The organism is Symbiobacterium sp., assembly GCF_040797425.1.
Taxonomy (GTDB): domain Bacteria; phylum Bacillota; class Sulfobacillia; order Symbiobacteriales; family Symbiobacteriaceae; genus Symbiobacterium.
The window spans coordinates 25218-48048 of record NZ_JBFNEH010000018.1; the positions used below are offsets into that span (position 1 = coordinate 25218).

Below are 22831 nucleotides of genomic sequence, written 5' to 3' on the forward strand. Positions count from 1 at the left end.
CCCTCTGCTCTGGCCGGGCGGCCTTCAAACCCGCCGCAGTACGCAAACCCGCCGTGGCCTCTCCGTCACGGCGGGCTGCACTGCGTTCCTGTTAGTGGCCGTGCCCGTGGCCGCCCTCGCCGGCGCCGGTCGGCTCCGTCTTCCCGTTGATCGACAGGGCCAGGATCACCACCAGCGAGGCCACGACCCAGCCGACGACCCACAGCCAGAAATTCACCGGAGACCCTCCCATCCACCGGAGAATCGCACGTTGTGACTCTATTCTCCCCCAGAACCTCCTCCCTGGCAAGCCCCCGATCGACCGCCGGAGGGTGGGCCCCGAGGGCGCCGGCGGTCGCACGCGCTTCCGGCGCTGCCAGGCTGGGCACCGGCACCGGCCATGCAGGCGGCTCCCCGGCGTCGCCCGCGGGGCGTGCCTCTCACGCCTCAGCGACTCAACGAGCGCACTTCGAGGCCCGCGGGGGTCAGGATGTGGAGGTGGTCGCCGACGATCGCCACATCCACAGGCACGTCGGAGAGGAGCTCCGTGTACCGTTCCGCACCTTCGGCATCGATGACCCAGACCCCGACGCCCTCGCCGGACTGCGCCACCACCGCGGCCATGTCGCCTCCGGCCGAACTCACCGTGTTCAGGATCACCCCGCCGTCGCCGGCCTCGGCCACCCAGAGCGGCTGGCCGGTGGCCTCCTCCAGCAGGGTCGCGGTCTCCGCATTCCAGGCGAGCACGTGACCGCCGGCCGCCACGGCGTGGGTTGCGGCGAAAGGAAGGGTCCAGAGGAGCTCGCCGGAAGTGCGGTCATACACCTCGCTGCCGGCCGCGACCTGGCTGCCGCCCGACAGGAAGGCGAGGGCTGAACCGCCGGCGGTGGTCTGGTCCAGGATCTGGTTGCCGGTGGCGTCATAGACCCGCAACCGGGGCGTGCCGGCGGTGTCGCTCAGTCCGGCGAGCGCACCGTCCTCCGCCAGGGTGATGGCGTCAAATCGCATCCCGCGGAGGCGGAACGCCTGCGTATCGCCTGCGTAGACCGTGACGCCGTCGGCATCAGCCACCGCCGTCCGGTCGAACGCCACGGAAACCTGAAGCGGGGCCGAATCCGTCGCAAGCACGCCGGAGAGCTGTCCACCCGCTCCGTAGCGGGCGATCACGCCGTCTCCGACCACCACCGCTCCATCGGCCGCTCCGTCTGCGAAAGCAGCCGGTGCGTAATCGAGGGGCTCTTCGGCGGTGACGTTGCCGTGCTGATCGACGACCCTCAGCGACGTGGAAGTGAGCAGCGCCACGCTGCCGTCGGACAGAACAGTCAGGTCCAACATCGCAGGCGCGGCCGACATCACGGTAACCCGTGGTTCACCGGTGCTCTCGTGGCTCTCCGCCTGCGCTGCGCCCTGGGCTTCCGGGCCAGCCGCATACAGCGCCTTCACCTTGAGCTCCAGCTTCACAGGCTCGCCCGGGGGCAGGGCGCTCAGCGCAAAGAGGGGTTCAGCCGTGAGTGCCACGGCTTCCCCGTTTCTCTCCTGGGTCTGGACCGCGCCGTTCTTGGTCCGGGCTGTCTCCGCGGCGGCATCGGCAGCCGCCTCCGCACCGGAGGCGCCGCCCGTGCTCTCGGTCTGGGCGACGCTGGACGACTCCGGAGCAGTCCCGCTGCGCGGTCCCGACGGCATGTCGGGCCACAGTTTGACGGCCAGAACCAGGGCGGCGGCCGCCGCGACGATCCACGTGGCAGGTCTCAGCAGCGTCCGGCGTGCGGGAGCAGGAGTGGCCAGGGGCTGCTCCTCCGCCGCGATGCGCTCCAGGACGGCCCGGCGCATCTCCGGCGTGAAGGTGAACCCCTCGAGCGACCGCTCCACCTCGGCCTGGATGGCCTGGCGGAGTTCCCTGTCGAGGTCGCTCATCTGGCCACACCCCCTTTCTGCAGCATCTGTTTCAGCATGGCCCGCGCACGGAAAAGGCGGGTCTTCACGGTGTTCTCATTCTGCCCCGTCACCTCGGCGATCTCCACCGTAGTGAGGTCATGGTAGTAATAGAGGATCACCACTTCCCGGTACGGCTCGGAAAGCTGCAGTACGTGCGCCATCAGGCGGTCCCGCTCATCGCTTTGCAGTGCCGCCTCCTCGGGGTTGCTGCCCGAAACGTCCGGCTCCACCTCCGTGCCGGCGGCGCGGGGATCGTCTGTGGGCAGCAGCCTCCGCCACCAGGCGCTGCGCGCCTTGTCACGGCAGAGGTTGACCGTAATGCGGTACAGCCAGGTATAGGCCGAGCTCTCGCCGCGGAACGAGTCCCAGTTGCGGTAGGCCTTGATGAAGACCTCCTGGGCCACGTCCTCAGCCAGGTGCCGGTCTTTCAGGTAAAAGTAGGCAAGATGGAGTACCTTGGTGCCGTACTCCCGCATCAGGCGGTCAATGGCGGCCGACCGATCCGCCGGCAGAGCTGCCCTATCGGTTTGCGACATTGAGGCGTCTCCCTTCGCGTGGGTCCTCTCTCTTGACGAAGGTTTACGCCGCGTACTTGCACAGAACCTGCCTCTGACCGCCTTTCACCGTGACAGACGGGAGCACGGGCCTGTCCCGTTTCACCCGCTGCCCTTTCTGTCACCTGTTTCCTGCTTCACAAGCCGTCCGGTGCGCCGGTGCCATCCGCGCGTTCTTCCAGGGCGTCCCTGCGGCAGGAATCGGGAGCCGGCGCCGCCAACCCTTAGGGGAACGCAACACTGGGGGGAGATCGCGTGACCACCCGGAGACGACTCTCAGCCGAGGACCTGCTGGCCATCCGCCTGGCCGGCGACTGCCAGATCGCGCCGGACGGCAGCCGCGTGGCCTACGTGCTGCAGGAGATTGACAAGGAGAAGAATGAGTACACCTCCGCCATCTGGCTCGCCCGGGAGGGCGCGGCGCCGCTGCGGTTCACCGGGGGTCGGCGGGACACGCAGCCCCGCTGGTCTCCCGACGGCCGCCATCTGGTCTTCGTGTCCAACCGGAGCGGGTCCAACCAGCTCTGGCTGCTCTCGCTGGAAGGCGGCGAGGCCCGCCAGCTGACGCGGGTGAAGGGGGGCGTCGAGTCCCCCGTCTGGGGCCCCGACGGCCGGCTCATCGCCTTCCTGGCCAACCTGACGGAGGCGGGGCTGGAGCCCGAGGGGCCGGATGAAGAGGAGAAGGATCTTTACAAGAAGTTCACCAAGGATGTGCGGGTGATCACCCGGCTCCACTACAAGATGGACGGCGAGGGGTACTTCACCGACAGGCGCAAGCACATCTGCGTGATCGATGTAGAAGGCGGGGAACCGCGTCAGCTCACCCGGGGCGACTTCCACCACCGGGACGTGAGCTGGACCCCCGACGGCCGCGGGCTGCTCTTCGCCGCCAACCGGCGGGAGGACCGGGACTGGTACCCCGACCACGTGGACCTCTGGTACCTGCCCCTTTCCGGCGGCGAGCCGGAGCGGCTCACCCCGGGGGACGGCACGCTCTGCTGCAGCGGCCCCGTCGCCTCGCCCGACGGCCGCCTGATTGCCTTCCTCGCCAGCGACCCCGCCGAGTCGGGATACGGGCCCACGTGCCTCCACGTGCTTGACCGGACCACGGGCGAGATTCGCCGGCTCGCGGCGGGCCTGGACCGCACGTTCGGAAACGAGGCCGTCTCCGACCTGGTGGCCCCGGCGGGCGGCCGGCTCACCTGGTCGCCTGACTCCCGCTGGATCTACGGGCTCGTCTCTGACGGCGGACAGGTGCACCTGGTGCGGGTGGGAGCCGCCACAGGCGCCGTGGTGCCCGTCACCGGCGGCGACCGGGTGGTCTACGCCTTCTCCCTGACGCCCGACTGCCGCCGGGCCGCCCTCGCCTTCGCCACTCCCCGCTCCCCGGGCGACGTCTACCTCGCCCGGCTGGACGATCCGTGCCCGACGCCGGCAGTCCCCGCCGCCGGAACGGCGCTGCGCGGAGGCGGCGTTCACGAGGTGCGGCTGACCGCCCACAACGAGGCGTTGCTGGACGAGCTCGAACTGACGGTGCCGGAGCGGTTCCAGGTGAACGCCGGGGAGGGCGAGCCCGCGGTGGACGCGTGGATCCTGCCGCCGGTGGGGCGTGAGCCCGGGAAGAAGTATCCCGCCGTGCTGGAGATTCACGGCGGGCCGATGTCGATGTACGGGGCCAACTTCTTCTTCGAGTTCCACTGGCTGGCCGCACAGGGCTACGCCGTGGTCTACTCGAACCCGCGGGGCTCCCAGGGGTACGGCCACGACTTCTGCCGCGTGATCCGGGCCGACTGGGGCAACAAGGATTACGCCGACGTCATGGCCGTGATCGAGGCGGCGGTGGAGCGCTACCCCTACGTGGACGGTGACCGGCTCGGCGTGGCCGGCGGCTCGTACGGCGGCTTCATGGTGAACTGGATCGTCAGCCACACCGACCGCTTCAAGGCAGCGGTCACCATGCGCTCGGTGGTCAACCGCTGGTCGGCGATGGGGACGTCGGACATCGGCTACTACCGGCTGCGCCAGTTTGGCACCGAGAACTGGTGGGAGGTGAAGAACCTGGGCCCGTACCTGAAGCAGTCGCCGCTGGTCCATGCCTCCCACATCAACACGCCGCTGCTCATCGAGCACCAGGAGAACGACATGCGCTGCCCCATCGACCAGGGGGAGCAGCTCTACGTGGCGCTGAAGTTCCAGCGGAAGCCGGTGAAGTTCGTCCGCTACCCCGGCGAGTCTCACGGCATGAGCCGCACGGGCCAGCCCTGGCACCGGGTGCACCGGCTGCGGATGATCGCCGAGTGGTTCGCCGAGTACCTGTAGGAACAGTCGAGCCCCCGACCGGGCCTAGCCCGTCGGGGGCCGTTTTCTGGGCGTGCGATTCCGTCCGGGCGTTCCCCCACTGATCAGGCCGGGCGTGGCGAGGCTAATCCCGTGGCTCCGGTCCGTCCACCTCGGGCAGCATGGCCGTCCGGGCCCCAGGCGGCGGCTCCACCGCGCCGTGCTTCACGAGGAACGTGGCGAGGCCCTTGGCTACCAGCTTCCCGTCGGTGTCGGCGACCTCGACCTCCGCCACCGCGGTGGTGTTCCCCACGTGGAGCACCCGGGCGTGAGCAAGCAGTTCGCCCCGCCCCGGTGCGATGAAGTTGATCTTCATCTCAACCGTGACCACGGCGTCCCCGGGCTTGAGCGCGCTGCGCAGCGCCGTGCCCATGGCGGTATCAGCCAACGTACACAGGGCGCCGCCATGCACGATGCCCAGGTTGTTCAGCGTGTGCTCGCTGGCGGGCATGCGCACGGTGCAGCGGCCGTGCCCCACCTCCACCACCTCTGCACCGATGACGTCACGGAACGGGATGCCTCCCATCTGTCGCCTTTCCCCTCTTTCGCTGCAAGGAATGGTTTAGATCATGATACTTAACCTACGCCACAAGGGCAACGGCGCACGCAGGCGGGCCGGATGGCGCCAGAGCCGGGGCAGCGCATCCTGCCCCCGCTCCAGCACCCCTCCGGTCCGCCTGTTCCTGCCCATATAGTCTGCCCCGGATGACACTCCTGGTCATCCCATCGCGAGACCCGCATCCGATCCGCCTATCGCAGGATCGCGTCCGGCCCGCCCGTCGTGCCGCCGACGACCTGGATGACCACCCGGTAAGGCACGCAGACGATCATGTCGCCGGGGGCAGAGATCCACCCCGTCAGCACGCAGATCTGATCCGGGCAGTCCGACTCCCGCACCCGCACGGCTCCTCCGGCCACCTCCACCACCAGGTGGCCTCCGGCGGGTTCCACCGGGTAGACCCCGTCCTGCCGCAGGTCGAGCGTGCGCCAGGTGCTGCCCGCCACCGTGACCACCGCCTGGGTGGCCGTGCCCGTCCCGGCGGCCCACCAGGGGCGGCCGAACACGAGGACAAGGGCGAGGGCGACGCTGCCGCCGGCCAGGAGGAGGTCGGCCGGGCGGATCACCCGTCCTCCGTCCCCCTGCCGCACGCTCCAGCCCGGCTGCGCCCCGGTGTCGGCAAGCGCTCCGGCGGCACGCAGCCTTCGCAGGATCATCCCCACCAGGATGCCGGTGAGGAGGCCGACGGGGGGACCCAAGAGCAGCAGCGGCGGCAGCAGCCAGAGGACCCCGGGCGTCGCCGTGACGACGGCGGCGGCGGCCAGTTGCCCCAGGTGGTGGAACACGGCCCCGGCGGCGCTCACGCCCGCGGCGCCGAGGCGGCGCGAATGGGAGAAGACGGCCATCGCCGCCCACGCCAGCAGTCCGCCGGCGCCGCCCACGAAGAAAGCCGGGCCGAACAGGCTGCCCGAGAAGACCTGCACCAGGAAGAAGCGCACGGCCCACACGACGAAGCCCGCCCCCGGCCCTCCCAGGGCGAGCGCGGCGAGGGTGGCGGCGTTGGCCAGCCCCCAACGGACCCCCGGAACGGGCGCGGGCGGCGGCAGCTGGCGCTCCACCAGGGCGAGGACCAGCCCCACCGCCGTCAGGAGGCCGAGGCGGGTCAGCTCCCGAACGCTGGAGCCTACCCTCGGGTTCCCCCGGGACACGCGAACACCTCCTCACCGGGCCCACAGACCCCCGGTCCGTCATTCCGGCCAGTCGCCGGGCGTCACCTCCGCCAGGGCGGCCATGCCGGGAGTCATCCGCACCTCGCCCGAATCGCTCACCAGCAGCCCCTCCACCCCGTGGTCGACGAGGAACCGGTACCCCTCCTCCATGCCCAGCACGAACGCTGCGGTGGCGTAGGCGTCGGCCCACTCACCCCGCGGAGCGACCACGGTGACGCTGGCCATCCCGGTGGCCGGGAAGCCGGTGGCCGGGTTGAGGATGTGGTGGTAGCGCACGCCGTCCTGTTCGAAGTAGCGCTGGTAGTCGCCGGCGGTGTCGACGAAGCCTCCCTGCAATGACAGCGTGGCCAGGTAACCCTGGGGATTGCGGGGGTGTTGGACGGCGATCTGCCACGGCCCACCCCCCGGCTTGTCCCCGTAGAGGGCGATGCTGCCGCCCAGCTGCACCAGGGCCGCCTGCACGCCGTCCGCTTCCAGCTGTTCCCGCACCAGGCGGGCGGCGTAGCCCTTGGCCACCGCGCCGAAGTCCACCTGCATCCCGGGCCGGGCGAGAAAGAGCGTACCCGCGCCTTCATCCACCTTGAGGTCGCGCCAGTTCACCAGCGCCCGGGCGGCGGTGCGCGCGGCGTCATCAGGCACCCGGCCGCCCTCGCCGAAGCCCCAGGCCGCCGCGAGCGGCCCGATGGTGGGGTCGAAGGCGCCGCCGCTCTCCCGGGCCACCTGCAGGGCCAGCGAGGCGAGTTCCAGCGTCTCGGGGGCGACGGAGACCGGGGCTGCTCCCGCTGCGGCGTTCACCCGGGCGACGTCGCTGTCGGTGCGGCCGGGGCTCCAGAGCGCGTTCAGGCGGGCCACCAGCTCCAGCGCCCTGTCGGCCGCTTCCTCGGCGCGGCCCCGGGAGGCATAGACCACCACCCGGACGGGGGTGTCCATGAGCAGGGCCGTACGTTCGACGCGCTGCGGCCGGCTCCACCACACAAAGACCAGGAGAGCCGTGGCCACAAGCAGGGCCACGGCGGACCACCACTTGGAGCGCACGGCTCATCCCTCCACAATGCTGCATCGCAACGAATCTTCCGCCGACGGCCCACCGGGCCCGGAGCGCCCGGGGGCCCGCCGAGCACATTACACCGCCTGCACCACCGGAACCTCCCGGGTGGCCACAATGCACTTCGTGGGGCACTTCTCCACGCAGGTGCCGCAGCCGTCGCAGCCGCTGGGGTCGATGTAGGCGACGTTGTTCACCAGGGAGATCGTCTTCTGCGGGCAGCTCCGCACGCAGAGGCCGCAGGCGATGCAGCCGGCGCTGCAGACCTTCCGCACCTGCGGGCCCTTCTCCACGTTCCGACAGGCGACGAACGTGGGCTGAGAGACCGGCACCAGGGCCAGGATGTTCTTGGGGCACTCGTGCGTGCAGATGCCGCAGCCGGTGCACTTGTCCCGGTCCACCACCGGCAGGCCGGCGACCGGGTCCATCGAGAGGGCGTCGAACGGGCAGACCTTCACGCACGTGCCCAGGCCCACGCAGCCGTAGGAACATGCCTTCGGGCCCCCGCCGGGCATGATGGCCGCGGCCCGGCAGTCGTCGATGCCCAGGTACTCATAGGATCGCCTGGCTTTCTCGTTGCTACCCACGCAGTGGACGGCGACCACGAGCCGCTCGCCCGCAGATACCTCCAAACCCAGGACCTCGGCCACCGCGGCTGCGGTGGACGGGCCGCCGGCCGTACAGCCTTCCGGCTTCGCCTCGCCCTTCACCAGGGCGGCGGCCATGCCGTCGCAGCCCGGGAAGCCGCAGGCGCCGCAGTTGGCACCGGGCAGCACCGCCCGCACCGCGGCCACCCGCTCGTCGGGCGGGACGGCGATCTTCACGGCGACGAAGGCGAGACCGGCCCCCAGAATCAGGCCCGCACCCCCGAGCACAAGCACTGCTGTTAGCATCGCGCAATCACCTCACCTAGAAGAGGATCCCGCGGAACAGGCCCTGGAAGCCCATGAACGCCAGGGCCATCAGGCCGGCCGCCACGAAGGCGATGGGCATGCCCCGCAGGGACTCGGGAATGTGCGGCCCCTCCACCCGCTCCCGCACGCCGGCGAAGAGCAGGGTGGCCAGGGTCCAGCCGATGCCGCAGGCAAAGCCGTTCACCACCGAGGCGATGAAGCTGTAGCCCGAGGTGATGTTCAGCAGGGCAGCGCCCAGCACCGCGCAGTTGGTGGTGAGCAGCGGCAGGTAGATGCCCAGGGCAGCGTAGAGCGTGGGGCTCACCCGCTGGATCACCATCTCCACCGACTGCACCAGGGCAGCAATGACCAGGATGAAGGCGACCGTCTGCAGGTAGCCCAGGCCCAGGGGCTCCAGCAGCAGGTGCTGCAAGGGCCAGGTGATGGCCGAGGCCAGGGTCATGACGAAGACGACGGCGGCGCCCATGCCGTAGACCGTCTCCAGCTTGCTGGAAACCCCGAAGAAGGGGCAAAGGCCGAGGAAGCGGGAGAAAATGTAGTTGTTGATCAGGATGCCGCCTACCAGAATGGCCAGGAACTCCATTTAGTCAGCCGCCCCCTCTCCCGGAACCGTGCAGTGCTCCACGGACCGCTGCGCCTGCTTCTTCTGGCGGTTCTGCAGCAGGGTCAGGCCGGCCATCATGAAGCCGATCACGAAGAAGGCGCCCGCGGGCAGGAGCATCACCACGACCTCCAGCGGCAGGCCGCCGCCCAGCAGGGCGTGACCGAACAGCTTCAGGTTGCCTGTACCCAGCAGCTCACGCACGCCGCCGATGGCCATGAGCGACACCATGAAGCCGATGCCCACGCCGATCGCGTCGGCCACCGAGTGCAGCGGCCCGTTCTTGGAGGCGAAGGCCTCCGCCCGGCCAAGGATGATGCAGTTCACCACGATCAGTGGGATGAAGATGCCAAGGATGGCATGCATCTCGGGCACGTACGCCTTCATCACCATGTCGACCACGGTGACGAACGTGGCCACGATAACGATGTAGACGGGGATGCGCACGCGGTCGGGAATCAGCTTCCGCAGAAGGCTGATCAAGAGCTCGGAGCAGGCGAGGACGAAGATGACGGCCAGGCCCATCCAGAAGCCGTTCTCCATGGCGGTCGTCACCGCGAGGGAGGGACAGAGGCCCAGCAGAAGGCGGAACGGTGGCGCCTGGCGGATGCCCTCGGTGAGCACCCCCATGAACGAGACGTTGGACGTTGACTTGCTCACGGCCCTCACCTCACAATCTGCCGGGCGGCATCAAGCGCCGCGTTCACGCCGCTCAGCACGGCCCGGGAGGAAATGGTGGCGCCGGTGACGGCCTGGATCTGATTCCCGACCGGTGCCTGGTTCTTCACCAGCTCGATGTTCGGGCCCAGCCCCAGGAACTGGTCCAGGAACTTGCGCTCGGCCGCCTTGGAGCCCAGGCCCGGCGTCTCGCCGGAGGCGTCGAGGATCTTCAGCTGCCCGAGGGTGCCGTCAGGCTTCACGCCGACCAGCATGGAGATCGCACCGCCGTAACCGTCGGGGGCCGCCTGCACCACGACGCCCACCAGGTGCCCGGCGGCGTCCAGCCCGCGCCAGGCCGCCTGCACGGGCTCGCCCGCGCCGGCCAGCTCCTCCGCGGCGACGGCTTCAAATGTTGCGGCCTCGGGCAGGACCTCGGCGAGGCCCTCCTGAATCGCCTTCTCCTCCATTGCGGCGATGATCGGCGCCGTCGTGCCGTTCACCGCGGCCAGCGCGCCGCCGGCCACCACGCAGACCACCAGCAGGGTCAGCACCATCCGGAGTGCTTCACGCACGACCCTTCACCCCCCCGAAGGGCGCCGGGACCAGGAACCGGTCGATCAGCGGCGACACCACGTTCATGAGCAGGATGGCGAAGAGCACGCCCTCCGGGTAGCCGCCGTAGAGGCGGATCAGGGCGGTAATCAGGCCGCAGCCGACGGCGAAGATCCAGCGGCCCTTCGCCGTGATGGGCCCGGTAACGTAGTCGGTGGCCATGAAGAAGGCACCGAGGATGGCACCGCCCGCCAGCAGGTGGTAGAGCGGATCGCCGGTGAAGAGCCCGCCCTGGCCCCCGAAGACCCAGGTAAACAGCGCCAGCGTGCCCAGGAAGCCAACAGGGATCCGCCAGTCGATGACCCGCTTCACCAGCAGATAAGCGGCGCCGACCAGGAGCAGGACCTTCGAGGTCTCCCCGAGCGAGCCGCCCACCGTGCCCACGAGCAGGGCGGTGTAGGAGGGCAGGTCGCCCGCCATCACCTCGGGGCTGAACGGATTGGGCAGCACCGCCAGGGGCGTGGCGGTGGTCACCGCGTCGAACGGGCTCGTCCAGGTGGTCATCGCGGCCGGGAAGGCGGCCAGCAGGAAGGCCCGGGCCGCCAGGGCCGGGTTGACGAAGTTGTGCCCGAGGCCGCCGAAGGCCATCTTCACCACGGCGATGGCGAAGGCGGCGCCCACCACGGGCAGCCAGAAGGGCGAGGCGGGCGGCAGGGTCAGGGCCAGGAGCAAACCCGTCACGAGGGCCGAACCGTCGGCCAGGGTGGAGGGCTTGCCCGTGAGCCGCTCACAGCCCCACTCGGTGAGGGCGGCGGCGGCCATACTCAGGGCGATGATGACGGCGGCCCGCCAGCCGAAGAAGACGACCGCTCCCACTGCGGCGGGCACCAGGGAGATGAGGACGTCCCGCATGATGCGGCCGGTGGAGACGCCGGCCCAGATATGAGGGCTTGAGGCAACCAGCAGCTCGCCGCTTTCCGTCTTGCTCATACGCTATCCCCTCCCCTGCCGGGCGCGGCGCCCGAGTTCAGCCTTGGCCAGCCGGAAGGACTGCACCAACGGTCGGCGGGCCGGACAGACGTAGTTGCAGCTGCCGCATTCCATACAGGCCCGCACGTAGAGCCGGTCGGCCGCCTCCCAGTCGGAGGCCAGCGCGGCGGCACAGATCTGCGCCGGCAGAAGGCCCATGGGGCAGGCCGCCACGCAGCGCCCGCAGCGGATGCAGGGGCCGGCGGGCGTGTCGTCCAGATCCTCCGGGCCCAGCAGGATCACAGAGCCGGTGGTCTTGGTCACCGGCACGTCCAGGTCGGGCTGGGCGACGCCCATCATGGGACCTCCCGCGATCACCCGGGCCAGGGAGCCGGTAAGGCCACCGGCCGCCTGCACCAGGTCCACGAATGAGGTGCCCAGCGGAACGCGCCAGTTGCCGGGCTTCGCCACCCGGCCGCTGACGGTGACGATCCGGTCGATGAGGGGACGGCCCTCCGCCAGGGCGGTGGCGGCCGCCGCGGCGGTGGCCACGTTCTGCACCACGACGCCCACGTCCAGCGGGATGCCGCCCACCGGCACGGCCCGCCGGAGCAGGGCCCAGACCAGCATCTTCTCGGCGCCTTGGGGGTACCGCACCGGCAGCACCTCCACCGAGATGGCCGGGTCGCCCGCGACCAGCTGTGACAGCCTGGCGGCGGCGTCGGGCTTGTTGGCCTCGATGCCGATGATGCCGCGCCTGGCGCCGCTGGCCCGCATGAACAGTCGGAGGCCGAGCACGACCCGCTCAGGCTCTTCCAGCATCAGCCGGTGGTCCGACGTAATGGCCGGTTCGCATTCGGCGCCGTTCAGGATGACCACGTCGGGCTCGGACCCGGGCTTGGGGCTCAGCTTGACGGCGGCCGGGAAGCCGGCGCCTCCCATGCCCACCAGCCCCGCCTGCCGCACCCGCTCGCGGATGAAGGCAGGGTCGAGCGATTCGGGATCCAGGTTCCAGCCGAGCCCCTCCGGCAGCCCCTCCCAGGGCGTGTCCTCCGGTGCGGCCTCGATGACGACGCACTGCTCCATCCGGCCGCTGGGGGTCATGCGGGGCTCGACGGCAGTCACCTTGCCGCTGACACTGGCGTGCACCGGGGCCGACACGGCTGCCTCGGAATCGCCCACGGGCTGGCCGAGGGCAACCTCATCCCCCTTCTTCACCAGGGGCGCACACGGCGCGCCGATGTGCTGCCGGAGCGGCAGCACGACCCGCGCCGGGCGAGGCAGCGGCTGCGTGGCGCACGACGCAGTGCTCTTGTGGGCGTCGGGGTGAACTCCCCCGCGAAAGCGGGCCCACAAACTCATGAGCTACGCCTCCCTCTTTTCACTGGGTGTTCACTGGTTCGTTTCAGCTGCGATCGATGCTCAGGTCAGGCGCGTTCGCCGGTCCACCCAGCCTCCCGGCAGGAGCACGCTTCGACAGACGAAACGACGCTGGCACGCCGCTTCCGCTCCAGCAGGGCCACCGCGGCGTAGGCCGCTGCGGCGCCCAGCAGGCCCCCACCCAGTGCAGGCAGCGGAGCCCCGTGGAAGCCGGCGTGCCCGGCGAAGAGCCCCGCCATGAAGCCGGCCAGCGGGAGTACGTAGGCCAGCATCACCGCCCGCCCGGGTGAGGGCAGCGGGGCGTCGACCACGATCGTCTGCCCGGGCGTGAGCGGGGTGGCAGACTCCACCAGCAGGTACCGCCCGCTGCCCGTGGAGTGTGCCGCACACGGGTGCGAGCACGCCGAGCACGGATTCACCGCGACCTGCACCCTGGCGACCCCGTCTTTCCAGCTCAGGACAGTACCGTGCAGCTCCATGGCATCACCCCACTTCCGCACGTTTCTGAAACGCTGGCACGAACCTTGTAAAGCTTACACGTCCTTATTGTCGGCCTTCAGAGCGATGGTGGTCAACGCGACCTCTCCCCCATCCTGTGGATGGATAGAAGGACTGTGCGCATGGGCGTTCGGTACTATAAGCGGGCTGCGGAATAGACCCTAGAGCCGCCTCGCCTTGCCACCAAGTGAGAAGGGAGCGCTCCCCCCACAGGAGGATCTCTCCCTGCGCTTACGTCGGAATATCCTGGACAGGCCCCCATTCTTAAGAACCCGGATCATCTACAGGCGCGAGGCCGCCCCTGCACGATCAGGACAGCAGCTGCAGGGCTGCGTGAAGCGCAGCCAGCGTGGCCAGCAGCACCGGCGGGGTGATCACCAGCGCGGTGCGCAGGTACCCACCCCACGTCACCCGCAGCCCCCGCGCCTCCAGCGTGTGCAGCCACATCAGCGTCGCCAGCGAGCCGATGGGCGTGAGCTTGGGCCCGATATCCGCGCCGATGACGGTGGCCATCACCATGCCCTCGCCGATCGCGCCGGTCGCGCCCGCGGCGGCCACCGCCAGGGTGCCGATGAGGACGCCAGGCAGGTTGTTCACGCCGGCCGAGAGCAGGGCGACCAGCACGCCGGTGCCCATGATGGTGGCACCGAGCCCGTGGGCCGCGAGGCCGTTCAGGGCGCCCGCCACCAGGCCGGTCAGCCCCGCCTTGCCCACGGCGAAGACCACCAGGTACATGCCGAGGGCGAAGGCGACCACGTGCCACGGGGCCTGGCGGATGGCCTTCCAGGGCTCCACCACCCGGTTGCGGAGCGACGCCAGCAGGAGAAGGATGGCGCCGGCCGACATGATGATCGAGGTGGGCACGTGCAGCAGCGTGCGGTTGAAGAGGAAGGCCAGGATCATGCCGCAGACCACCGCCACCCCGACCCGGAACAGGAAGGGGTCGCGGACCGCATCAGCCGGAGCGGCGAGCGCCGAGGCATCCACCTGGCGGGGGATCCGCCGCCGGTAATACCAGAGCAGCACCGCCGTGGTGACGGCGAGGCAGGCCGCGCTGGGCAGCAGCATCACCAGCGCGAAGCGGGCGAAGTCGAGGCCGAAGTAGCGGGACACGATCATGTTGGTCAGGTTGGAGACCGCGAGCGGAATCGACATGGCGTCGGCCATGAAGCCGCAGGCCATGGCGAAGGGCAGGAACGCCTCGCGGCGGAAGCCCAGCGCCTCCACCATCTCCAGCACGATGGGGGTGACGATGAGCACGGTGGCGTCGTTGGTGAAGAAGGCCGAGACGGCGGTGGCGAGGAGGATCACCGCCACGAACAGGCCGCGCCCGCTCTCGCCCGCGTGCCGGGCCATGTGCAGGGCGGCCCAGCGGAAGAAGCCGGCCTGCTCCAGCAGGGCCGAGATTACCATGATCGCCACCAGGGCCAGGGTGGCATCCCAGACGATGCCGACGACGGACTCCACGTCCGCCAGGGTGATGGAACCGGCCAGCAATGCGAGCAGCGCCCCCAGGAGCGCCGAAACACCAGTGTTCAGGTTCCGGGGGCGCCGGATCACCAAGTATAAGGTTCCCGCGAAGATGGCCGCGGGGGTAAGAATCGTCTCCATGGTTGATCGCTTCGTCTCCGTTATGTCCGAGAATAGGAGCAGGCCGCGCACACGCGGCCGGTGCAGACCCTTCGGGGCAACAGCATCACAGCAGCCGCGCCACCGCCTCGTGCAGCGCGGCGCGGTACTTGAAGAGGCCCCGGCCCGTCGCCCGCATCGCGTCGGCGATGGGCCCGCAGAGCTCCGCCAGCGACCCCCACCGCACGGCCGCGATCTCCCGGGGGTCATGGGTGGAAGGCACGCCTTCCGCCTCCGCCAGCACCACGTGGGTGGTCCAGGGCTGCTCCCTGTCGCCGCAGGTAAAGACGACGTGCACCCGCAGGAGATACCGGGTCACCCGGACGGAGAGCCCCGTCTCCTCCCACGCCTCCCGCGCGGCCCCGTCGGCCAGTTCCTCGCCGGGGTTTACGCCTCCGCCCGGCGCGCGCCAGACGCCCGGCGGGTAGTGGTGCTTGCGGATCAGGGCCACCTGCCCCGCCGGGTTGAAGATGAACAGCGTGACGTCGTGAAGGCGCTGCTGGCCCCGGGTGGAGGCGACGACCATCGCCATCTCCTCGGGGCCAATGGCGCAGCGCCAGGTCAGGACCGCCGGCGTGCCCAGCGCGGCCTCCGCGCGGGCCAGCACCTCACCGGTCATATGAGCCAAGGCTAGTTCGCCACCTTACTTCCGCTACATGGCCGCCATGCCCATCAGCACGAGCGCGAGGAACAGGCGTGCGCAGACCATCAGGACCCGGGAAGCAACAGCCGCTCCCCGAGCCAGGTGATCGCCCCCGGCACACGGCCGAAATCGGTTGCATGTAAGCTTCAATCACCTGCCCGCCGAATCCTGCCCCCTCCGCCACGGCATGCTATGACGGGGGGTGGATTCCATGACAGAGGATGCGGTGGAGAAGCGCCGGCGGGCGGCGCGGGAGACCAGCGCGCTGGGCCCGGGCACGGTGGGCTACACCAGCAGCGGCGCGGCGTACCGCGGCATGGAGGTGGCGGCCGGCACCGGCGCTCCCTCGCCGGCCGATCCGGGCTTCCCGGTGACCGCCGTCGGGCTGCACCCGGGAGCGGGCCAGGGCGTCCAGGGCACCACGGCGCCGCAGGCGGATCGCCGGTCCAGCGGGGCCGCGCGCACCTCCGGGCCGGACGCGCCCGAGCCGGGCGGGGAGCGGGGCTGACGAGGCGCGCAGAGATCCGGCCCGGCGGGACGGCCGGCAGGTCAAGCCGGCGAGCCGGGCCGGGCGGGCGCAACGGCTGCGGGTGAGGCCGGCGGAGCGATTACAGGTCCGCCGGCCAGAAGCCCGCCCGCAGCGCCTCGGCGTACCGGTCGGGGTCGAAGCAGAAGTCCCGCTCCCGGGCCGCGGCCACCGTGGCGTCCACGTCGTAGGCCACCCGCCGGAGCTCGAACCGGCTGCGGGCGGTGTCGAGCACCGCGTACGCCGCCCGGCCGTCGCCGTCCAGCGAGAAGCCGACGGCGCCAGGATTGGCCAGCCAGCGCCCCTCGAAGCGGAAGGCGTAGGCCTGGTGCACGTGGCCGGATATGATCCAGTCGGCCCGCTCGTCCCGGAGCAGCGGCCGGATTTCGTCCGCACCCATGGTGGGCACGACGCCGGTGGCCGCATCCTGCGGCGAGGCGTGCACGAAGAGCACGGACACGCCGTCCGCCTCCAGGCGGTGGTCGAAGGGGAGCCCGGCCAGGAAGTCCAGGTCGGCGGCCGAGAGGCGGGCCAGGGGCCAGGCGAGGGGCGGCGGAGGCGGGTCGGGCATCCGGAACCCCTCGGGCAGCGGCAGCGGGCGGGAGGGCTTGCGCCCCGCGGCCATGAGCAGCATCACGTCGGTGTTGCCGTGGATGCAGGGAATCCCCAGCTCCCGGATGCGGGCGATGCACTCGGCCGGCTGCGGCCCCTTGAAGGCCAGGTCGCCCAGGCAGACGATCTGGTCCACCGCGTCCCGGGCGATGTCGGCCAGCACGGCTTCCAGGGCGGCCAGGTTGCCGTGGACGTCCGAGATGATGGCGATGCGCACCGCAAGCACCTCGCTTTCGAACTCTTCCTCCATCTTAAGCCTGTGGTCAGGCGCCGGCAAGCCCGAATTGGCGAGGGTCCCAGGCGGGAAATCGGTAAGTGCAGGGCGAACAGGATGATGCCAGAGACACGCATGGGGAGGCGGACCACCACGGAACGGGATGAAAAGACAGCGACCGCCGGCACCGGCAGTGCGGCCGCACGCGACATCTACAAGTGGCTGGTTCTCATCGTGGCCGGCACCAGTTCCTTCATGTCGGCCCTGGACGGCAGCATCATCAACATCATCATCCCCCAGATCCAGGCGCAGTACCAGGCCACCATGGGCGACGTGAGCTGGGTCTCCACTGCCTACCTGGTGACCATCTCCTCGCTCCTGCTCTCCGTCGGGCGGATCGGCGACATGTGGGGGTACAAGTGGGTCTTCGGCTCGGGGTTCATCATCTTCGGCCTGGGCTCGCTCCTCTGTGGCCTGGCGCCCACCCTGCCGGCGCTCATCGGCGGCCGGCTGGTGCAGGGGGTGGGCGCCGCCACCATGATGGCGCTCTCGCCGGGCCTGGTCAGCACCACCTTCCCCGCCCGGGAGAGGGGCCGGGCCCTGGGCATGCAGGCGACGCTCACCTTCACCGGCCTCACCCTGGGGCCCAGCCTGGGCGGCTTCATCTCGGGCCAGTGGGGCTGGCACTGGGTCTTCCTGATCAACCTGCCGGTGGCCGCCATCGGGGCGACGCTGGCCTTCACGCGCCTCCGGCCCACGGAGCGCCGCAGCGGACAGGTCTTCGACATCGCCGGGGCGCTGCTGTTCGCGGCGGGGCTGGCCTCGCTTCTGCTGGGGCTGAGCCAGTCCGAGACCTGGGGCTGGGCCGACGCCCGCATCCGGTGGCTCCTCACCGGCGGCATCCTCCTTCTCCTGCTGTTCGTCTGGCAGGAGTGGCGGACCGCGCACCCGATGCTGCCGCTCTGGATGTTCCGGGAGGCGGCCTTCAGCAGCGGCATCGCCGCGTCCTTCCTGCAGTTCTCCGCCTCCAACGTCCTCACGTTCCTACTGCCCTTCTACCTGCAGCAGTTTCGCGGGCTCACTCCCGGCGCCGCCGGGACAGTGATGACGGCGCAGCCCATCGCCATGGTCTGCGTGGCCGAACTGGCCGGCTGGATCTCCGACCGCATCGGCACCCGCATCCCGGCCACGCTGGGCATGTCCACCATCGCCGTCGGGCTCTGGCTGGTGGCCGCCTCCCACGCCACGACCCCGGTGGCGCAGGTGGCGGCCTACCTCGCCGTGATCGGCCTCGGCGCCGGCCTCTTCAGCCCGCCCAACAACAGCTCGATCCTGGGAGCGGCGCCGCGGGACCGGCAGGGGGTCGCCGGGGCGCTGCAGGCCGCGGCCCGCAACGTGGGCATGATGACCGGCATCACCATCGCCAGCACCCTTTTCGGTCACCTGAGCCAGCGCATGGATTTTCTCCCCGCCTTCCGGTCCACCCTGGTGGTGTCGGTGGGCCTGGCGGTGGCCGGCGCCCTCCTCTCGCTGGTGCGGCCCACCGTGGCGAAGGGGAACGGTGAATAGCTGGCTGACGGGAGGTGCACCGCATGACCCTCGAGTCCTTCCACCCGGCGGTGCGGGCGTGGTTCGAAGAGCGCTTCGGCCGGCCCAGCCCGCCCCAGGCGCAGGGCTGGCCCGCCATCGCCCGGGGCGAGAACGTGCTCATCCTCGCCCCCACCGGATCGGGCAAGACCCTGGCCGCCTTCCTGAAGTGCCTGGACATCCTCTACCGAGAGGGCATCCGCCGGGAGCCCGGGATCCGGGTGCTGTACATATCTCCCCTCAAGGCCCTCAACAACGACGTCTACCGCAACCTCGAGGTGCCGCTGGCGGAGATTGAGGCGAAGGCGCGGGAGCTGGGCCTTTCGCTCCCCCATCTCACCCACGCCGTCCGCACCGGCGACACACCGCAGCGGGAGCGGGCCGAGATGCGGCGCCACCCGCCCGACATCCTCATCACCACCCCCGAGTCGCTCTACCTGCTGCTCACCTCCCGCTCCCGCGACATCCTGCGCACGGTCCGGTACGTGATCGTCGACGAGATCCACGCCCTCTGCACCACCAAGCGCGGCGCGCACCTCTCCCTCTCGCTGGAGCGGCTGGAGGCCCTCCTTCCCCGCCCGCCGGTGCGCATCGGCCTCTCGGCCACCCTGCGGCCGCTGGAGGAGGTGGCCCACTTCCTGGGCGGAACCGGGCGGCCCGTCACCATCGTGGACGCCGGGGTGCGCCGGAACCTGGACCTCAGGGTGGAGGTGCCGGTGGACGACATGCGGGCCCTGCCGGAGGGCTCCCTCTGGCCGGCGATCCACCGGCGGGTGCTGGAACTGGTGGAGGCCCACCGGGCGGCCATCGTGTTCGTCAACAGCCGCGGGCTCGCCGAGCGGCTCGCCGGCCAGCTGAACGCGCTCGCGGGGCGGGAGGTGGCCCGGGTCCACCACGGCTCCATGAGCCGGGAGGCGCGGGAACAGGTGGAGGCGGAGCTGAAGGCGGGGCGGCTGCCCTGCCTGGTGGCCACCTCCTCGCTGGAACTGGGCATCGACGTGGGCGCCGTGGACCTGGTGATCCAGATCGAGTCGCCCGGAACGGTGAGCCGCGGCCTGCAGCGGGTGGGGCGGGCCGGCCACGCCCTGGGAGCGGTGTCGAAGGGGCGGCTGCTGCCCAAGTACCGGGGCGACCTGCTGGAGACGGCCGGCATCGTGCGGGAGATGCGGAAGGGTGAGATCGAGGAGATCCGGGTGCCCACCGGCGCCCTGGACGTGCTGGCGCAGCAGGTCGTGGCCATGGCCGCCATGGACGAGTGGCGGGTGGACGATCTGCTGGCCCTCGTGCGCCGCGCCTGGGGCTACCGGGACCTCACGGAGCGGCAGCTCCGCAGCGTGCTGGACATGCTCGCCGGCCGCTACCCCTCCGAGGAGTTCCGCGAGCTCCGTCCCCGCATCGTGTGGGACCGGGAGGCCGGGGTCATCCGGGGGCGGGAGGGCGCCCGCGCCCTTGCGGTGCTCTCGGGCGGCACCATCCCCGACCGGGGGTACTACGAGGTCTACCTGGAAGGCCGCAACGTGAAGCTGGGCGAGCTGGACGAGGAGTTCGTCTACGAGTCGCGGGTGGGCGACGTCTTCCTGCTGGGCACGGGCACGTGGCAGATCCGGGCCATCGAGCACGACCGGGTCGTGGCCGTGCCGGCCCCTGGCCGGATGCCCCGGATGCCCTTCTGGAAGGGCGAGGGCTTCGGCCGCCCCCTGGAACTCGGCCGGAAGCTCGGCGCCTTCACCGGCGAGGTGGCCGCCCGGCTGGCAGACCCCGGCCTGCCTCAGTGGCTGCAATCCGAGTGCTGCCTGGATGAACGGGCGGCGCAGAACCTGGTGCAGTACGTGCGGGACCAAGTCGCCCATACCGGCGCCGTGCCCACCGACCGCCGGCTGGTGCTGGAGCGGTTCCCCGACGAGCTGGGCGACCAGCGGCTGGCGCTCCTCTCCCCCTTTGGCGGCCGGGTGAACACCGCCTGGGGGATGGTGCTGCGGGCCCGCATCCGGCAGCTGCTCCACCTGGAGGCGGAGGTGACCACCAGCGACGACGTCATCCACATTCGCCTGCCCGGCGCCGACCGGCCGCTGGACCCGGAGGCCCTGGTGCGCATCGACCCGGACGAGGCCGTGGAACTCCTGCTGCAGGAGGTGGGCTCCACTCCGCTCTTCGGCGCGTACTTCCGCATGAACGCGGGGCGGGCGCTGGTGCTGCCCCGCCCCCGGCCGGGCAAGCGCCGCCCCTTCTGGCTGCAGCGGCTGAAGGCGGCCGACCTGCTGCAGGTGACCCGCCGCTACCCTGACTTTCCCCTGGTGCTGGAGACCTACCGCGAGGTGCTCCGGGACGTGCTGGACCTGGAGGGGCTGCGCCAGGTGCTCACGGATCTGGCCAGCGGGACCATCGAGCTGGCGGTGGTGGAAACCGACTCCCCCTCCCCCATGGCCAGCCAGATCCTGCTCCAGTTCGTGGCCGAGTACATGTACGAGGGCGAGGCCCCCAAGGCGGAGCGGCACGGGACCCTGCTGGCCCTGCACCGGGAGCTGCTGGACGAGCTCCTCGGCACCGGCGCCCTGCGGGAACTGCTGGACCCCCGGGCCATTGCGGCGGTCGCCGCCCGTCTGCGGGGGCAGGCCGAGGGCTGGCACCCGCGGGGCCCCGACGAGGTGGAGGACCTGCTCCGCCGGGCTGGAGACATGAGCCAGGCGGAGCTCGAAGCGGCAGGCGCCCGGCCGGAATGGCTGGCGCAGCTGGAGGCGGAGCGGCGGGCGCTGCGGCTGCACGCCGCCAGCCGTGACCGCGGCGGGGCCTCCCCCGCCGGCGATGCCGGTGCGGTCCACTGGGTCCATGCCGACGACGCGCCCCTCTATCGCCGGCCGGAAGCCGACGTGGCGGCGGTGGTCCGGCGGTACGCCCGGGCGCACGGTCCGTTCCGGCCCGAAGAGGTGGCCCGGCGCTACGGCCTGCCGCCGGCGGAGGTCGCAGCGGCGGCCGAGGGGCTGGCCGCCGCCGGTACACTGGTCGCCGGCGAATTCACCCGGGGCGCCGGGGGCCGGGAATACTGCGACCGGGAGGTACTGCGCCAGATTCGGCGGCAGACGCTCACCCTGCTCCGGGCCGAGGTGGAGCCGGTGGACGGTGCCGCCTACGCCCGGTTCCTGATGAGCTGGCAGGGGGTTCAGGCAGGCAGCCCGATGCCGGGTGCACCGGGGGATTCGCCAGCCGCCGGTACGCCCCCGGCCGGAGCACCGGCAGAGGGGCCCTGGTCGGGCGCGCTCCTCAGGACGCTCCGCCGCCTGCAGGGGATCCCGCTGCCCGCCGAACTGTGGGAGCAGGAGATCCTTCCCTGCCGGGTGCCCGGCTACCAGCCGCTCTGGCTGGACCAGTTACTGGCGGCAGGCGAGCTGCACTGGGTGGGTGCGCCCGGGAGGCGCCTCGCCTTCTACCTGCCCGATCAGGTGGGCCTGTTTGCCGGCCGGCTGGAGGCCGCGCCCTCCGAAGGACTCGCCCCCACGCAGGCGCAGGTACTGGAGGCCTGCCGGGCCACCGGAGCAGCGTTCCTGGGAGCCATCGCCCGGCGGGCCGGCCTGAGCCCGAACGAGGCGCTGGAAGCGCTCTGGGAGCTGGCCTGGATGGGCCTCGTGACCAACGACACCTTCGCGCCGGTGCGGGAGGTGCTCCGGTCCCCTTCCCGGTCTGCCCGGCACCGCGGGCGGGCGGCGCCCGTGCTGCGGGGAGGCACCGGCCGCTGGTGGCCGACCGCAGCGCTGGTGGAAGCGGCGCCGGCGGTCCTTCCCGGCGGTGAGGGGACGCCCGGAGGCGCCGCGGATCGGGCCGAGGCTTACGCCCGCCTCCTCCTGGACCGGTACGGCGTGGTCAGCCGGGAGGTCGCGGCGGCCGACGGCGGCCCGGCCCCGTGGGGCGAGGTGCTGGAGCGCCTCCGGCGGATGGAGTGGCGGGGTGAAGTCCGCCAGGGCTACTTCGTCGCCGGGCTGAGCGGCCTGCAGTTCGCCCGGGCCGACGCGGTGGAGCGCCTCCGCCGGGCCCGGGATCTGACCGGCGGCCCGCCCGTGCTGCTGAACGCCACCGACCCCGCCAACCCCTACGGCGCCATCCTGCCGTGGCCGGAGGGGGAGCGCCTGGCCCGTCTCCCCTCCACCTATCTCGTGCTGCTGGACGGCCTGCCCGTCCTGGGCGTGGAAAGCCACGGCCGGCGGCTCGTCCCCCTCGCGCCCCTGCCGGAGGAGCGGCTCGGCGCGGTGCTGGCCGCCCTCCCCGGCCTGCTGCGGAGGCCCGCGGCGCGGGCTGTGCGCCGTATCGAGGTCCACCAGTGGGGGGACGCACCGGTGCAGCAGAGCCCGGCCGCCGAACCTCTGCGGGCCCTGGGCTTCGAGCCGTCGCCCCGCGGTCTGGTCTACTACGGTCCGCCCCGCAGGGGCGGCTGAGGCCCCGTCGGGGCAGGAGCGGGGTGTTCGATGCCGAAAGGGGA

General features: G+C 71.2%; 20 protein-coding genes. 4 read left to right on the forward strand and 16 right to left on the reverse strand.

Going from position 1 to position 22831, the window contains the following annotated elements; genetic code table 11:
- Nucleotides 1–91 precede the first annotated feature (91 nt).
- The 3 genes from AB2385_RS07595 to AB2385_RS07605 all read right to left on the reverse strand — a co-directional run bounded on the left by AB2385_RS07595 (nt 92) and on the right by AB2385_RS07605 (nt 2450).
- Nucleotides 92–217: a hypothetical protein gene (locus tag AB2385_RS07595; protein ID WP_367654354.1), complete on the reverse strand. Its 126-nt coding sequence runs from the start codon at nt 215–217 to the stop codon at nt 92–94.
- Nucleotides 218–426: 209 nt separating this feature from the next.
- Nucleotides 427–1893 (reverse strand): hypothetical protein, encoded by a 1467-nt coding sequence (locus AB2385_RS07600; protein ID WP_367654355.1) that lies wholly within the window; start codon nt 1891–1893, stop codon nt 427–429.
- Complete coding sequence (locus AB2385_RS07605) at nt 1890–2450, reverse strand: sigma-70 family RNA polymerase sigma factor (protein WP_367654356.1); 561 nt, start codon at nt 2448–2450, stop codon at nt 1890–1892. Before AB2385_RS07605 ends, AB2385_RS07600 begins: the two co-directional genes overlap by 4 nt.
- Nucleotides 2451–2723: 273 nt before the next feature.
- Between AB2385_RS07605 and AB2385_RS07610 the strand changes: the two genes are divergently transcribed.
- Complete coding sequence (locus AB2385_RS07610; RefSeq protein WP_367654357.1) at nt 2724–4787, forward strand: prolyl oligopeptidase family serine peptidase; 2064 nt, start codon at nt 2724–2726, stop codon at nt 4785–4787.
- A gap of 103 nt (nt 4788–4890) precedes the next feature.
- Here AB2385_RS07610 and AB2385_RS07615 read toward each other — a convergent pair whose 3' ends face one another.
- From AB2385_RS07615 to AB2385_RS07670, 12 genes are all read right to left on the reverse strand, one after another.
- The gene (locus AB2385_RS07615; RefSeq protein ID WP_367654358.1) at nt 4891–5331 is read right to left on the reverse strand and encodes a PaaI family thioesterase; all 441 of its coding nucleotides are present in this window, start codon (nt 5329–5331) and stop codon (nt 4891–4893) included.
- A gap of 224 nt (nt 5332–5555) precedes the next feature.
- The gene (locus AB2385_RS07620; protein ID WP_367654359.1) at nt 5556–6512 is read right to left on the reverse strand and encodes a Gx transporter family protein; all 957 of its coding nucleotides are present in this window, start codon (nt 6510–6512) and stop codon (nt 5556–5558) included.
- Nucleotides 6513–6551: 39 nt separating this feature from the next.
- Entirely contained in the window at nt 6552–7568 is a 1017-nt protein-coding gene (locus AB2385_RS07625) for an FAD:protein FMN transferase (RefSeq protein ID WP_367654360.1), read from the reverse strand.
- An 87-nt stretch (nt 7569–7655) separates the two neighbouring features.
- Nucleotides 7656–8471, reverse strand: a complete 816-nt coding sequence (locus tag AB2385_RS07630) for an RnfABCDGE type electron transport complex subunit B (RefSeq protein ID WP_367654361.1) — start codon at nt 8469–8471, stop codon at nt 7656–7658.
- 16 nt (nt 8472–8487) lie between these two features.
- Nucleotides 8488–9075, reverse strand: a complete 588-nt coding sequence (rsxA, locus tag AB2385_RS07635; protein ID WP_367654362.1) for an electron transport complex subunit RsxA — start codon at nt 9073–9075, stop codon at nt 8488–8490.
- Nucleotides 9076–9753: an electron transport complex subunit RsxE gene (gene rsxE, locus AB2385_RS07640; protein WP_367654363.1), complete on the reverse strand. Its 678-nt coding sequence runs from the start codon at nt 9751–9753 to the stop codon at nt 9076–9078. It abuts the gene before it with no gap.
- A 5-nt stretch (nt 9754–9758) separates the two neighbouring features.
- A complete protein-coding gene (locus tag AB2385_RS07645) occupies nt 9759–10325 on the reverse strand; it encodes an RnfABCDGE type electron transport complex subunit G (RefSeq protein ID WP_367654364.1) in 567 nt (188 codons plus the stop codon).
- Nucleotides 10318–11295, reverse strand: coding sequence for an RnfABCDGE type electron transport complex subunit D (locus tag AB2385_RS07650; protein WP_367654365.1), 978 nt, complete (start codon nt 11293–11295; stop codon nt 10318–10320). Before AB2385_RS07650 ends, AB2385_RS07645 begins: the two co-directional genes overlap by 8 nt.
- A 3-nt stretch (nt 11296–11298) precedes the next feature.
- The gene (gene rsxC / locus AB2385_RS07655; RefSeq protein ID WP_367654366.1) at nt 11299–12636 is read right to left on the reverse strand and encodes an electron transport complex subunit RsxC; all 1338 of its coding nucleotides are present in this window, start codon (nt 12634–12636) and stop codon (nt 11299–11301) included.
- Between the two features lie 65 nt (nt 12637–12701).
- Nucleotides 12702–13133 carry a SoxR reducing system RseC family protein gene (locus tag AB2385_RS07660; RefSeq protein WP_367654367.1) on the reverse strand — a complete coding sequence of 144 codons (432 nt, stop codon included), beginning with the start codon at nt 13131–13133 and terminating at the stop codon, nt 12702–12704.
- A 328-nt stretch (nt 13134–13461) separates the two neighbouring features.
- Nucleotides 13462–14763 carry an arsenical efflux pump membrane protein ArsB gene (arsB, locus tag AB2385_RS07665; RefSeq protein ID WP_367654368.1) on the reverse strand — a complete coding sequence of 434 codons (1302 nt, stop codon included), beginning with the start codon at nt 14761–14763 and terminating at the stop codon, nt 13462–13464.
- A gap of 85 nt (nt 14764–14848) precedes the next feature.
- Entirely contained in the window at nt 14849–15400 is a 552-nt protein-coding gene (locus AB2385_RS07670; RefSeq protein ID WP_367654386.1) for an NUDIX hydrolase, read from the reverse strand.
- Between the two features lie 235 nt (nt 15401–15635).
- On the opposite strand from AB2385_RS07670, the gene AB2385_RS07675 reads away from it, so the two are divergent.
- Nucleotides 15636–15932 (forward strand): hypothetical protein, encoded by a 297-nt coding sequence (locus AB2385_RS07675; RefSeq protein ID WP_367654369.1) that lies wholly within the window; start codon nt 15636–15638, stop codon nt 15930–15932.
- Between the two features lie 100 nt (nt 15933–16032).
- Here the strand turns inward: AB2385_RS07675 and AB2385_RS07680 are convergent, their stop codons facing one another.
- A complete protein-coding gene (locus AB2385_RS07680) occupies nt 16033–16812 on the reverse strand; it encodes a metallophosphoesterase (RefSeq protein ID WP_367654370.1) in 780 nt (259 codons plus the stop codon).
- Between the two features lie 84 nt (nt 16813–16896).
- Here AB2385_RS07680 and AB2385_RS07685 point away from each other — a divergent pair, with 84 nt between their 5' ends.
- Entirely contained in the window at nt 16897–18345 is a 1449-nt protein-coding gene (locus AB2385_RS07685) for an MFS transporter (protein ID WP_367654371.1), read from the forward strand.
- 23 nt (nt 18346–18368) lie between these two features.
- The gene (locus AB2385_RS07690) at nt 18369–22787 is read left to right on the forward strand and encodes a crosslink repair DNA glycosylase YcaQ family protein (protein ID WP_367654372.1); all 4419 of its coding nucleotides are present in this window, start codon (nt 18369–18371) and stop codon (nt 22785–22787) included.
- Nucleotides 22788–22831: the final 44 nt, after the last annotated feature.